Below are 13808 nucleotides of genomic sequence, written 5' to 3' on the forward strand. Positions count from 1 at the left end.
TAGAGGAGAGAGGAAAATGAAACATCTTTATTTAACAGATGATCATGACATGTTCCGCAAGTCATTACGGAAGTTTTTAGAAAAAGAAGCGTATCCCCACTATGATCAGTGGGAGGAGGAGCGGATGATTCCCCGTTCCTTCTGGACGAAGATGGGGGAGCAGGGCTATCTCTGCCCGGATATCGAGGAGCAATATGGAGGAAGCGGCGTGGACTGGGGATTTTCTGTCGTCATCAACGAAGAGATTGAGAGAGTGGGCTCAGGACTTGTCGGCATCGGTCTTCATAATGATATCGTGGTTCCTTATATCACGGCATATGGCACGGAAGAGCAGAAGAAACGCTGGCTCCCTAAATGTGCAACGGGGGAAATCATCACGGCGATTGCCATGACGGAACCAGGAACCGGATCCGATCTTGCCAACATCAAGACGACGGCGATCCTTGACGGTGACCACTATGTCGTCAATGGTGCCAAAACGTTCATCACGAATGGCATTCATTCAGACCTCGTTGTGGTGGCCTGCAAAACGGACCCGAAAGCGAACCCGAAGCATAAAGGTGTCAGCCTGATTGTGATCGAACGGGACGCACCCGGTTTTTCACGGGGAAGGAAGCTGAATAAGGTGGGGCTGCATTCCCAGGATACGGCGGAGCTCATCTTCGAAGACTGTCGCGTCCCGAAAGAAAACCTGCTTGGAGAAGAGGGAAAAGGCTTCGTATATTTGATGGAAAAGCTGCAGCAGGAACGCCTGCTTGTTGCTATTGCCGCCCAGACCGCATCGGAAGTGATGCTAAACCAGACCATTGATTATGTGAAAAGCCGGGAAGCGTTCGGAAAGCCGGTGAGCAAATTTCAGAATACCCAGTTTAAAATTGCAGAGATGGCAACAGAAATCGAAATGGGCAGGTCGTTCCTTGATCAGCTGATAGCAGAACATATCGCAGGCGAGGATATTGTGGCCAAGGTATCCATGGCCAAGTGGAAACTGACCGATATCGCCAAGAAGATTGCAGCGGAATGCATGCAGCTCCATGGGGGATACGGATATATGGAAGAATACGAGATTGCGAGAAGATTCCGCGATATTCCCGTGGCGGGCATTTACGCAGGAACCAATGAAATCATGAAGACGATCATTGCGAAAAACTTAGGATTATAGATTGTGGAATAACAGAAAGGAAGATGGATATGCGTGAAGTTGTCATTGTTGAAGGTGTGAGGACACCAGTCGGAAGAAGGAAGGGACTACTAAAGGATATCCGTCCCGATGATCTTGCGGCACTGGTCCTTGAAGAGGTGGTCAAACGGGCGGGGATCGATCCCGGGCTTGTGGAAGATGTCATTCTTGGCTGTGTGTCTCAGTCCGGTGAACAGGCGGGGGATATTGCCCGTGTTGCTGCCCTGATTGCTGGTTTCCCGATTGAGGTACCGGGAACGACGATTGACCGCCAGTGCGGTTCGAGCCAGCAGGCCGTTCATTTCGCTGCCCAGGCGATTTTGGCAGGAGATATGGATGTCGTGATCGCTGGAGGTGTGGAGAATATGTCCAGGGTACCGATGGGGTCCAACTATGGGGATGCCGTCCCGTTCAGTCCGAAACTGAAGAGTCGTTACGAAGTCATCCACCAGGGATTATCGGCGGAACGGATTGCCGAGAATTATGGATTCACCCGCAGGGAGCTGGATGAATTCTCTGCCGAAAGCCATCGTCGTGCGTTGAAGGCGCAGGCTGAAGGTCATTTTAAAAATGAGATCATGCCTCTCCAGGTCACGGATGAAAATGGTGAAACCATCATGGTTACCGAAGATTCAGGTCCGAGAGAAGGAACGACTCCGGATGTTCTGGCCGGATTGAAGACAGTCTTCAAGGAAGACGGTGTCATTCATGCAGGAAACGCGAGCCAGATCAGTGACGGGGCAGCGGTCCTTCTATTGATGAGCCGTGAAAAAGCGGAGGAGCTCGGATTAAAACCGCGCTTTAAGGTCCATACGCGGGTAGTGGTAGGATCCGATCCCACACTGATGCTCACAGGACCGATCCCGGCAACGGAAAAAGCATTGAAGAAGTCAGGATTGACCCTTGAGGATATTGATGTGTTTGAAGTCAACGAAGCCTTTGCGTCCGTCCCGATGGCCTGGCTCAAGGAGACAGGAGCAAATCCGGAGAAGTTGAATCCAAACGGTGGAGCCATTGCCCTTGGTCACCCCCTCGGTGCTAGCGGTGCACGCTTGATGCTCACTATGATGAGTGAGCTTGAACGAACGGGAGGCCGATACGGCTTACAGACGATGTGCGAAGGTCATGGAATGGCGAATGCCACCATCATCGAGCGGATCTAATGAACAGAGATCCAATAGAGGAGGTGTGAGGTGTCCGACATGCTAAAGGGAATTAGAGTAATTGACTTTACAAACTATATACCCGGACCCTTCACGACCTTAAGACTTGCGGAGCTTGGTGCGGAAGTAATCAAGGTAGAATCCCCTGAAGGAGATCCCGCAAGACATAATGGAAACGGTGTGGTGTTCAGGGCTCATAACCGGGGCAAAAAAAGCATCGTCCTGGATCTGAAGCAGGAGGAAGGAAAAAGGATCGCCTTTGACCTGATCCGGAAGGCCGATGTACTTGTGGAAAGCTTCCGGCCAGGCATCATGGAAAAGTTCGGCCTCGGGTACGAAGCTGTCAGAGACATCCATCCTACTCTCATCTATTGCTCCATTACAGGCTACGGGAAAAAGGGAAAGATGTCGCAACTCGGTAGTCATGATCTGAATTATATGAGTGTAAGCGGCGCCCTTACCCAGTTGAAGGATAAGAGAGGAATGCCGGTTCATCCGAGTCATACCATTGCCGACTATATCGGGGGAATGGCGGCAAGCGAACGGATCCTTGCCGGGCTAGTGTCGAGAGGGATATCAGGTGAGGGGAGCTATCACTGCATATCCCTTGCGGAAACGATGGCTTCCCTGATGACGAACCACGTCCTGTTGGAAAAGGAAACAGGATATCCCAATGGAATTCAGGTATTAAACGGTACCGTCATTTCATACGGACTGTACGAAACGAAAGATCATGGATACGTTACACTCGCTGCTCTGGAACCGAAATTTTGGCGTAATTTCTGTGTGGCCATCGGCAGGGCAGACTGGGTGTCTGCCCACTATTCGAAGCCGGAAACGGAAAATCCCGTTTACTGTGAATTGGTCGGTTTGTTCAAGAGTAAAACACGTGAGGAGTGGTCAGAATTTGGGCAGGCGGTGGACTGCTGTCTTACCCCGGTTCTCGAGGCGGGAGAGCTTGCGGAGTATCCTGTTTTTAAAGAAAAGGATTTTATCACAGATGAAGGGCTAGTGAATATGTACGGGGATCATCGAGGGGCCGTCACACAAGCTCCGGGAAAAGGGGAGCATACGAAAGCGGTGTTGAAGGACTGGCTTCACGTCGTGGATGAATATTAGATTAAGAGTAGCGGAAGGGGAAATGTTTGTATGATGAATGTTCCATTAACAGTAGGTTCACTTTTGGAGAGAGCCGAAAAGTTTTTTCCAAAAAAGCAGGTCGTTTCAAGGACACTTTCTGGAATCCATCGCTTCACGTATAAGGAAATCGGTGAGCGTACCCGGAGGCTGTCGAGCGCACTCGAGAAGCTGGGTGTCGTGAAAGGGGACAGGGTCGGGACGTTTGCATGGAATCATCATCGCCATCTGGAGGCCTACTTTGCCGCACCGGGAATGGGAGCGGTGATCCACACCATCAATATCCGCCTGTCGGCTGAACACATTTCTTACATTGTGAATCATGCGGAAGACAAGGTGTTGTTGGTAGATGAGGATTTACTGCCCCTCATTGAAAAAAGCAAGGACCAGTTCAAAACAGTCGAAGCGTATATCATCATGACCGACAAAGATGAACTTCCGGAAACGACACTGGAACCCGTTTATTCTTATGAAGAGCTGCTGCGTGAAGCCAGTCCGAATTTCGAGTTCGTGAAGGATATCGACGAAAATGAACCAGCCGGAATGTGCTACACCTCCGCCACCACGGGTCAACCAAAGGGTGTCGTTTATTCCCACAGAGGGATCGTCCTGCACAGCTATGCTTTCGGTTTGGCGGATACGGCGGCCTTGTCAGAAAGGGATGTCGTCTTACCGGTCGTGCCTATGTTTCACGCGAATGCATGGGGACTGCCTTTCGCTGCCACCTGGTTCGGCTCGACACAAGTGTTGCCTGGTCCGCTGTTTACCCCTAAACTACTGGCTGAACTGATTGAAAAGGAAAAGGTCACCTTTACTGCCGGAGTTCCAACGATTTGGCTTGGCCTTCTGAATGAACTGGAAAAGGGAGAATATGATACTTCTTCCCTGCGATCCATCGTCTGCGGAGGGTCAGCAGCGCCGAGGGGCATGATCAAAGCGTTTGAAACGAAGTATAACATTCCATTCCTACATGCCTACGGGATGACAGAGACGGCTCCCCTGGCGGTTGTTTCACGGCTCAAGAGTTACCAGACCGATCTTGATCAGGAGGAAATCCTCGATATCCGTTCCAAGCAAGGGCTCATCGTTCCAGGACTTGAGATGAAAGTGGTGGGCATCAACGGAGAAGTAAAATGGGATGGCGAGGAAATGGGAGAGCTTCTGCTCCGCGGCCCGTGGATTGCAGATGAATATTATAAGGACGAGCGTTCCCAAGATGCGTTCATGGATGGATGGCTCTACACAGGTGACGTTGCGACCGTCGATGAAGAGGGCATCATCAAGCTTGTCGACCGGACGAAGGACCTGATCAAGAGCGGCGGGGAATGGATCTCGTCTGTTGATCTTGAGAATGCGTTAATGGCGCATGATGCCGTATTCGAAGCGAGTATTGTGGCCGTGCCTCACGCAGAGTGGCAGGAGCGCCCGGTTGCCTGCGTAGTGTTGAAGGAACCGTATAAAGGGAAAGTCGACAAACAAGAACTCCTCGATTTCATTGCCCCGCAATTCGCCAAGTGGTGGCTGCCTGATGAGATTGTCTTTATGGAGGAAATCCCGAAAACATCGGTGGGTAAATTCCTGAAGAGGGCACTGCGAGAGCAACTGAAGGATTTGTTGGTGGAGAAATCCTAAATAGCTCTGAATATTAATTGGAAAAAAGAAGGGATTCTCTCAGAGATACCGAAATGATAGTGTGAAAGACAATATTCTGGGAGGTACGAATAATGGGGAGAATGGTACATTTTGAAGTACATGTAGATGACATGGACCGTGCAAAGACGTTCTACGGAGAAGTATTCGACTGGAAGTTCGAGGACTGGAGCGAATACGCCGGAATGCCTTACTTCGGGGCTGTGACCGGAGATGAGAATGAGATGGGGATCAATGGTGCATTGATGCAGCGTCAAAGTCCTCCACCTCAAGCGAATCAGCCGATGAACGGGTATTCATGTACGATGGGTGTAGAGAATTATGATGAAACCGAGAAGCTCATCCTTGAAAACGGAGGCAAGGTGGCGATGCCGAAGTATGCTCTTCCAGGAATGGCGTGGCAGGGATACTACATAGACACAGAAGGAAATGTGTTTGGGATTCATCAGCCGGATAAGGATGCGAAGTAGATAGGTGGGGTGTCTGGCCTGAATGGGTCAGGCACTTTTTTTATCATATAGGGGGATATCCCTGAATATATGATTCTTGTGGTTAAACGAAGTCATAAAGTATATACGTATTTTAATGAATGTTGTGCGACGGAAAAGGATCATAACGATTCGTCGTGGTTTGCATGGAAGGGAGGGGGGAAGTTTGAATGGGAAATGGGTAGTATGCTGCACTCTAATAATGGTTGCTACACTCTTCCTTACAGGGTGTCTAAGTAAAGACATTGAAAAAGTGAATGATGAAAAAGTAGTTACTGCCGATGTTGATATTGTTTTTGAAAAAAAGGGATTCAAGTTCTTTCCGAACATTAGTGCAAAAGAAATTCAGCATATCATCAAGCTATACAATGATTCTACCTATATTTCAGAAATAGAAAATCCAGAGGTCTTAAAACCTACTGAAGATCCATTATCTGCTTCTGCCATCCGGATTGAACTCGATACGAATAAGAGGCTTTCTATTACCTATGTTGAAGAAGGAAGGTTTAAAGTGAACTATGAGTATAAATCTGGAAATCGTTCTTATCTGATCGAACAAGACCTGCTGAGAGATTATCTACAGAGAAAACAAAAAGAGGCTGAATGATGAAGTAGATAGATGGGGTATCTGGCCTGAATGGGGTCAAACACTTTTTCTATGTTTTTGGGGAAGTCCGTTTGAATTTGTGGTAAAATAAGGATGTTAAACGAAGAAGGAAAATCCCATAAGGATGTCTACATCCTCACGCTTTTTTCAATCATCTATAGAACCGTGCAATCCTTGATTAAACTTTTCTCGGTCGCCTACAAACGGCAAGAGCTGTTGAAACGAAATTATCGATGGGCGGTGACCGCATCCATTTTTATTGGTATTTCTACATCTGGCATCTTACCCTTTATTTTAAGAGCATTGTTTACTTGAGAAGAAATGGGGAATCTACCATGCTGAAAATATTGAGACAAACGATAGCCTCCATCGTCCTGGCAGTATCAATCGTCCTGGCAGTATCAATCTATGGACTGTTTTCGGACAATAACGATTTGCTTCCTTTTACAATGGCGGGGTTGGCAATCATGATGGTGATCATGGGACTCGAAGACCGCCAGAAGGATCCGAAGTTATACAGGAGTTATTTGTATTATGGTGTATCAGCTTTTCTCCTCTTTGTGTCTGTTGAAGGGTTAATTTATTAAAGATAGAAAAAGGGATGAGGCATCTACTGCCTCATCCCTTTTTCCCTGTCATCACCCCGATAAAATCCTTCAGGAACATTTCATAATCAATCTCTAGATAAATGTTGATATTTCTTTCAGCAGGCTTGGAACTGACCCTGAAGTCGGCGATGGATGTGCCCTGACCGATTCCTGAGGTCAGTACCTCGACGTCCCTTCGGATGGTTTTTCCCATGTCCGGATTCACCATGAGGGAAAGGGTGACAACATCGTGGAGCGGTGCCCCGTTTATACCGGGAACCAGCTTCTTATAAGCATTGATATAGTAGGTCATGACGTCATCCGCAATCTGGACAAGGGGGTTATCAGTCATCTCTTGAATGGTCTTGATGTGATCAAGGGTGACGATGGCCTTATTCGTGACGTTTAAAGGGGCTATATATAGATTGTCGAGTTTTTTGACTACAAGTTCTGATGCTATGGGATCTCCGTAGAAGTTGGCTTCTGCTGAAGGAGTGACATTTCCTGGTACGAGAAAGGCCCCTCCCATGATATAAAACTCCTTTACTTCCTTGGCGATATTTTCTCCTAACACGTAAAGGGTGGCGAGTGATGTGTTTCTACCCACATCAACGATCGTAACGTCCTTGTTTTCCTCGATGATTTTATAAATTGTTGAAAAGTTGGTTAGCTCTCCCGAGAAGTTTTCGGGGGGACGAATCGGTCCCAATCCTTCCTGTCCGTGGATTTCAGGATAGTAGGTGGGGATTTTGCCTGATGAAGGGGTGTTGGATCCACCGATGATCGGGATATCCGTCCTTTCGGCAAGCTTGAGCAGATAGGCAATGTTATCAGTGGCCTGCTCCTTTTCGACATTACCGTAACTGGATACGATGCCGAGGACGTTAATGTCCGGATTTAAGAGGGCATACATGATCGCCACAGAATCATCGATGCCGGGATCTGCAAATAGAATGATGTTCTTCATGGGAATTCTCCTCACGATAGTCGTATTTCTATAACGTATCGGAGAATCGCGAGAATTATTCCTGTCTCCGGTAGAATGAAAGAGTGGCCTCAGCCATTTCCAGGATGTGATGCTTGAGGTCGGCAGGTTCTATCACTTTTACCCGATCGGCAAACCCCAGGAGATACGCCTTCGCTTCTTCTTCGGTATCGAAAGAAAGCGTCACGGGTATCCATGCTGCGCCACTTCGCTCACCGACTTCAAGGATCCTGGCAAACCGTCCCGTGAATGTAAGCCTGGATAAAGCATCCGGTGATACCTTGACTCTCACTTCATAAGAAGGCAGCTTCTTAATGAAGGATGTGGTGGAGGACGACCAGTACTGAGATAAATTGAAGCCTTGAGGTCTTTTGAACTGCTCGTCCAACGTTTCGACATGGTGAATCCGGGAGACCCGGTAATTACGAATATCCCCATTCTCTTTGGCGGCGACGAGATACCAGAGATCCCCCTTCGCGACGAGCCCGAGTGGTTCCACGGAGCGGTCATTTCTTTCTCCGTCAGCGCGCTCATAGGAAATCTTCAACTTGGTTTCCTGAAAGATCGCTTCTTTGATGATTTCAAGAGAGTCAGGCTTGTCTTTCTGTTTTCTCCATGAACTTGTGTCGATGTGGATCCGGTTCCATACGTCTTGGGCATTTTCCCGGTAAGTGGATGGGAGGGAGGCGATCAGTTTGTTCCGTGCTTCCTCGGTCGTGCGGGTCAGACCGAGGTCGTCAAGAAGTTGAACGGATGGAGACAGGAACAGAGCACGGATTTCTGCTTCCTTCAAGCCTGTCAGATCCGTCCGGTAGTCCTCAAGAAGCGACCAACCCCCGTTTTGGCCTCGTTCCGCCACCACGGGAATCCCTGTGCCGCTAAGGGCCTCCATGTCCCGGTGAATGGTCCGCTCGGATACCTCCAATTTCTCAGCCAGTTCTTTCGCAGTCATCCGGCCGTGTGTTTGCAGTAGTAATAGAATCGATACTAATCGGTCGCCTCTCATTTGCCTCACCCTTTTCAATCATTTAGTTTTATTAAATGAAATATGACAACAGATGTCAAGAATGGAATCGTATAATGGGTGTATCTCACATGTTGAAAGGAATGGTTGGATGAAATCACTGACAGGAAAAGTAGCACTTGTAACAGGGGCGAGCCGGGGAGCTGGACGTGCAATAGCCGTTGAATTGGGAAGAGCCGGGGCCACTGTATATGTAACGGGACGCAGTACGAAAGGGAAATCGACGCAAAACTTTCCGGGGACGATTGATGACACGGCTGCTCAAATTGATGAAGCAGGTGGAAAAGGGATTGCCATCCAATGTGATCATATGATCGACGCTGAGACAGAGGTAGTTATCGGTCAAATTCGGGAAGAACAGGGGAAGCTTGATATTCTCATCAATAATGTATGGGGCGGTCATGATCTCATCGTTAAACCCGGTGCTTTCTGGGAACTGCCACTAGAGATTTGGGATACGATGTTCACTGCAGGCGTCAGGGCACAGCTTGCTACCAATCATTTTGCCATTCCGTTACTTAGGGAAAATAAAGAAGCATTGATCATTCATACGACGTTCTGGGATGACGGCAAATACACAGGACAATTCTATTATGACCTCGCCAAAAACGCCCTCGTCCGCATGGCGTATGGACTATCAGAAGAGTTGAAACAAGGCGGGATTGCGGTCATGTCGATATCTCCCGGGTTCATGAGAACAGAGCTAGTGCTCGAGCATATGGGGGTGGGCGAGGACAACTGGGAGGAATCAGAAGACTTAAAGCAATCCGAAACCCCTTATTATGTAGGACGTGCCATCACTGAACTCGCCATGGATCCCGGGGTGATGGAGAAGACGGGGCAAGTGTTGAAAGCGGGAGACCTTGCGAAAGAGTATGACTTTACGGATGTGGATGGGAGGTATATTCCACCGTTTACACTAGGATAGTCCCTTTTGGGGGGCTTTTTCTATTTGAAGAATGCAGTCTTAGTCAACCTCTATGCCGAATAAACTATCCATGATAACCACTTTTCAAAAGGAATAGGGGTGGCATGATGTTTTCCGTGACAGAAATGCAGACGTTTGAGTTGTTTTCTGTTCCCCATGTCTCGGTGCTTTTGATGTTTGTGGCGATATCGTTTTGGCTGGTGATATTCAGGCATTTCCTAAAGAGATATCAGTCAGTCTTGAAGTGGACGCTGTTTTGGATGCTGGTCCTGAATGAAGTGTCGGGGCATGTCTGGCTTGTGGCAACAGGTACGTGGGAAGTGGGAGACCTACCTCTCCAGCTTTGTTCCATCAGTACATTCATCGCCCTTTTTCTCTTCCTGAAACCGAAACCGAAGCCGTTTTATCTGCTCTTCTTTATTGGATTTCTCCCTCCGATCTTGAGCATGGTGACACCTGAAATGGCGTACCAATTTCCTCATTTCCGCTTTCTTAAATATTTTCTTCATCACGCAGCCATTGCATGGTCCGTCCTTTATTTCATCGTATATGAGGGATACCGGGTACCAAGGAAAGCGGTCTGGACCGGCTTTTTGATGGTCAACCTTCTCGCCCTTCCGATTTTCTTCCTAAACATTCTTCTTGAAACAAATTTCTTCTACCTGGCGAATCCGACTGAATCGAAGACGATCTTGTCCTTTTTCGGAACGGGGATCATCTATTATATTAATCTGGAAATAGCGGCACTTGTCGTGTTTTTCATGACGTATGTCCCGATGGGGATGCTTTTAAAGCGGGAGAGGGTCAAAGGGTAATTTTTTTTGATTCGGCAACCCGTTCAAACATTTCAAAACCAGCTCATATATGAACAGAACCGGTTCATATAATAGAGGACAGGGGGAATCGCCATAACCGGGCTGGAATGGACGCATATTTACCCGTTGTATTGGTTTTTCGAACAAAAAGGGGGAACTCTATGAGAAAGATGCTCGTTATCGGTAATGTTCTTGGTATTATTGTCATTCTTCTATTTATTATCCAACCATTCAGCACAGCGCCGCCGACACCGAAAGTGACATCAGGAGAGACTGTCATTCCGGTAACAGAGGGTTCCTATTGCTGGGATGGACCTTTTTCAGGTAAGTGCGTGGATAAGAAGTATTCCAGTATCGTAGCGATGGCAGGGGAAGAGCAGTCCGCCTCCGTAGCTCCAGGTGAAAATGTCACAGTAACATTTAAAAAACAGCCTAAGAAAATGGTAGCAGAGCAGTGGGTAGGGGATTCCCATGTAGAAACCGTGGAAGTGAAGGACCATTTGATCGTGGTTCCAGAAAAGGAAGGAATCTATGTGTATCATCTAGTGGCACACTGGAAGCAAGGGGACGGAAGTTATGTGTTTTCCGTGAAAGTGAAGTGAATGGAGGATTTCCCAAAACGCTTGGAGCTCCAAGCGTTTTGTCATGTCTTACAATTTGAGCTTCAGCCCTTCATGCGTGGCTTGAAAGCCCAATCTCTCATAAAATCTCAGTGCATCCGGCCTTTGCTTATCCGTAGTCAGTTGAATGAGGTGACAGCCACGTGCTTCTGCCCGACGGATGGCCCACTGGATCAGTTTCGTTCCAACCCCTTCACCCCTCACGGAAGCAGAGGTTCTCACGCCTTCAATCGTCGCTCGCCATCCACCTTGGTGAGTGAGGTATGGTGTGAACGTGATTTGCTGTACCCCGACTACTTCTTTCCCGTCACAAGCGACCACCAACTCATTATTTGGATCAGAATTGATTGCTTTGAACGCTTGTAAGTAACTTTGGGGAAGGGGATGTTCATAACGCTCACGTTTCCTGCCCAGTACGTCATCGGCGAGCATGGCAACAATGCAATCGACATCTTTTTCGGCAGCTTCTCTGAATCGCAATTCTCTTTCCAAATGAATTCTCCTTTTCGTGAAGACGTCTTTATATCTCCTATGCTAACTGAATTCACCTTATTAGTTAATGAGTATTATTTTATGAAAATCTATAAGTTTACCTTATCGTAAAATGTTAAAAAGGCTCTCACACCAAATGGGTATGAGAGCCTTTTCCGTTTACACCTGCGTCTCAAACTGCCTTGAATACAGTCGGAAATATGGTCCATCTCGCTTCAGCAACGCTTCATGAGTCCCTTCCTCCACGATCTTTCCTTCTGACAAAACAACAATTCTACCAGCGTTCCGAATCGTCGATAATCGATGGGCAATGACGAGGGTCGTTCGTCCCCTGGCCAGCATCTCCAATGATTCCTTGACGATGCATTCACTTTCATTATCCAGAGCGCTCGTCGCTTCATCGAGAATCAGAATGGGCGGATTCTTCAAGAAAACACGGGCGATACTGAGACGTTGCTTCTGGCCGCCGGATAACCGGACGCCACGCTGGCCGATGTCGGAATGATACCCTTTTGGCAAACCTGTAATGAATTCGTCGGCATTTGCCTGCCGGGCAGCCCTCATCACCTCGTCGTCTGTCGCTTCGGGATGACCGTAACGGATATTCTCCATGACGGTACCGGAAAAAAGATATACATCCTGCTGCACAATTCCGATGTTGCTTCTGAGAAAATGTAAGTCCAAATCTTTCACATTTATACCATCTACATAAATCCCGCCACCCATTACGTCGTAAAAGCGGGGGATCAGAGAACCAAGGGTCGTTTTTCCGGCACCTGATGGTCCGACGATGGCAACGTATTCCCCTGGAAGGACCTCAAGGGATAAACCTTCGAAGACAGGTTCTAAGGATAGATCGTATTGAAAGGATATGTTTTTCAGTGAAACATGCCCGTCAACGGTTGTGAGGGTCTTTGCCTCTGAAACAGACTCAATATCAGGTTTGGTATTCATGATTTCCAAGAATCGTTGAAAACCAGTGACACCTTCCTGTAATTGAGTGCTCATGTGAGTGAGTCTCTGAATGGGCTCAATCATAAAGCCGATATACAGCAGAAACGTAATCAAGTCAGGCAGGTCAAGAGAAGCATTCACAATCTGGATGGATCCGAAGATGACGATGGTGATTGTGATCAGTTGAATGAAGGCTTCCGTCCCGTTATAGAAGTAAGCCTCCGCTCGATACGTTCCCTTCCGGCTTTCCAGGAAACGGTGATTCTCTACATTGAATTTCTTGATTTCAAGCGCTTCATTGGCAAACGACTGAACGACGCGAATGCCGGATAAGGAATCTTCCACCTGGGCATTGATATCGCTGATCCGCTCTTTATTATTCGTCAACGCACGGTTCAATTTCTTATTGAAATACAGGGAGAAGAAACCGAGGACCGGAAAGAAACAAAAGACGGTAAGGGTAAGCGGAGCATTGATCCAAAATAGAATCACAAATGCCCCAAGAAAGCGAACAAGGTATTTCACATAATCTTCAGGACCGTGATGATAAAGCTCAGATACCATCAAGAGATCATTCGTCACCCGGCTCATCAGCCGGCCGGTCTTCTCTCTATCGTAGAAGCTGAAAGACAGCTTCTGCAGATGGGCGAATAATTCGCCTCGCATATCGCTCTCCATTCGTGCCCCGATCTCGTGGCCCTTGTAATCCACAATATAATTTCCGACGTTCTGCACAATCACAAGAAGAATCATCACACCGCCGATCCAAAGAACATCGGCCAAAGCAGTGGAAAGACTTCCTGCCAAAACATCCTTTGTCACATAGCGGACAAGCAACGGAAAAACGAGCGTCAGGGAAGACGTCATCAACGCACAGAACAATACGAAAAGGAAAATCGAGCGATACGGTTTGTAATACGAAAAAAATTTCTTCACTGGAAAAGACATAAGATACCCCTTTATGTGTTAGTTCACAGAACACATATAAGGGGGAAGACCGTCATCGTTAAAAAGGTATCCCACCCTTATATGAATGTACGGTTACCATAGCCTTGTTTCTCATGAAAACAGCCTCCTTTAGTTTCGATACATTCATTGTATGCTGGGGTAAAAGAAAAATAAAGTTAATTTTCTGAAAATTATATCAGGTTAATTGGAAAAACCTTTTATTTTAAGGG

14 protein-coding genes are annotated in these 13808 nt (G+C 47.5%); 10 read left to right on the forward strand and 4 right to left on the reverse strand.

What is annotated here, in order from left to right:
* Positions 1-16: 16 nt before the first annotated feature.
* The 7 genes from ACIGG7_RS01795 (at position 17) to ACIGG7_RS01825 (ending at position 6812) form a co-directional block, all read left to right on the forward strand.
* On the forward strand, positions 17-1162 hold the full coding sequence (locus ACIGG7_RS01795) for an acyl-CoA dehydrogenase family protein (RefSeq protein WP_397548533.1): 1146 nt from the start codon (positions 17-19) through the stop codon (positions 1160-1162).
* A 29-nt stretch (positions 1163-1191) separates the two neighbouring features.
* Entirely contained in the window at positions 1192-2343 is a 1152-nt protein-coding gene (locus ACIGG7_RS01800) for a thiolase family protein (protein ID WP_397548534.1), read from the forward strand.
* A gap of 39 nt (positions 2344-2382) precedes the next feature.
* On the forward strand, positions 2383-3462 hold the full coding sequence (locus tag ACIGG7_RS01805; RefSeq protein WP_397549081.1) for a CaiB/BaiF CoA transferase family protein: 1080 nt from the start codon (positions 2383-2385) through the stop codon (positions 3460-3462).
* Positions 3463-3492: 30 nt separating this feature from the next.
* A complete protein-coding gene (locus ACIGG7_RS01810) occupies positions 3493-5112 on the forward strand; it encodes a long-chain fatty acid--CoA ligase (RefSeq protein WP_397548535.1) in 1620 nt (539 codons plus the stop codon).
* Between the two features lie 92 nt (positions 5113-5204).
* Positions 5205-5600, forward strand: a complete 396-nt coding sequence (locus tag ACIGG7_RS01815) for a VOC family protein (RefSeq protein WP_224942153.1) — start codon at positions 5205-5207, stop codon at positions 5598-5600.
* Between the two features lie 184 nt (positions 5601-5784).
* Positions 5785-6225 carry a hypothetical protein gene (locus ACIGG7_RS01820; RefSeq protein WP_397548536.1) on the forward strand — a complete coding sequence of 147 codons (441 nt, stop codon included), beginning with the start codon at positions 5785-5787 and terminating at the stop codon, positions 6223-6225.
* Between the two features lie 335 nt (positions 6226-6560).
* Positions 6561-6812 (forward strand): hypothetical protein, encoded by a 252-nt coding sequence (locus ACIGG7_RS01825; protein WP_397548537.1) that lies wholly within the window; start codon positions 6561-6563, stop codon positions 6810-6812.
* A gap of 31 nt (positions 6813-6843) precedes the next feature.
* On the opposite strand, the gene ACIGG7_RS01830 is transcribed toward ACIGG7_RS01825, so the two are convergent.
* Together ACIGG7_RS01830 and ACIGG7_RS01835 are read right to left on the reverse strand one after the other, a co-directional pair.
* Complete coding sequence (locus ACIGG7_RS01830; RefSeq protein ID WP_224942159.1) at positions 6844-7779, reverse strand: nucleoside hydrolase; 936 nt, start codon at positions 7777-7779, stop codon at positions 6844-6846.
* Positions 7780-7834: 55 nt separating this feature from the next.
* Positions 7835-8803: a helix-turn-helix transcriptional regulator gene (locus ACIGG7_RS01835; protein ID WP_397548538.1), complete on the reverse strand. Its 969-nt coding sequence runs from the start codon at positions 8801-8803 to the stop codon at positions 7835-7837.
* A 109-nt stretch (positions 8804-8912) separates the two neighbouring features.
* Between ACIGG7_RS01835 and ACIGG7_RS01840 the strand changes: the two genes are divergently transcribed.
* From ACIGG7_RS01840 to ACIGG7_RS01850, 3 genes are all read left to right on the forward strand, one after another.
* Positions 8913-9749: an SDR family NAD(P)-dependent oxidoreductase gene (locus ACIGG7_RS01840; protein WP_397548539.1), complete on the forward strand. Its 837-nt coding sequence runs from the start codon at positions 8913-8915 to the stop codon at positions 9747-9749.
* Positions 9750-9853: 104 nt separating this feature from the next.
* Entirely contained in the window at positions 9854-10564 is a 711-nt protein-coding gene (locus ACIGG7_RS01845; protein ID WP_397548540.1) for a YwaF family protein, read from the forward strand.
* A gap of 161 nt (positions 10565-10725) precedes the next feature.
* Positions 10726-11166 carry a hypothetical protein gene (locus ACIGG7_RS01850; RefSeq protein ID WP_397548541.1) on the forward strand — a complete coding sequence of 147 codons (441 nt, stop codon included), beginning with the start codon at positions 10726-10728 and terminating at the stop codon, positions 11164-11166.
* A gap of 48 nt (positions 11167-11214) precedes the next feature.
* On the opposite strand, the gene ACIGG7_RS01855 is transcribed toward ACIGG7_RS01850, so the two are convergent.
* Together ACIGG7_RS01855 and ACIGG7_RS01860 are read right to left on the reverse strand one after the other, a co-directional pair.
* Complete coding sequence (locus ACIGG7_RS01855; protein ID WP_397548542.1) at positions 11215-11676, reverse strand: GNAT family N-acetyltransferase; 462 nt, start codon at positions 11674-11676, stop codon at positions 11215-11217.
* A 159-nt stretch (positions 11677-11835) separates the two neighbouring features.
* Positions 11836-13578 (reverse strand): ABC transporter ATP-binding protein, encoded by a 1743-nt coding sequence (locus tag ACIGG7_RS01860; protein WP_397548543.1) that lies wholly within the window; start codon positions 13576-13578, stop codon positions 11836-11838.
* Positions 13579-13808 lie beyond the last annotated feature (230 nt).

The organism is Rossellomorea sp. NPDC077527, from assembly GCF_044542955.1.
In the GTDB taxonomy this organism is placed as follows: Bacteria; Bacillota; Bacilli; order Bacillales; family Bacillaceae_B; genus Rossellomorea; species Rossellomorea aquimaris_E.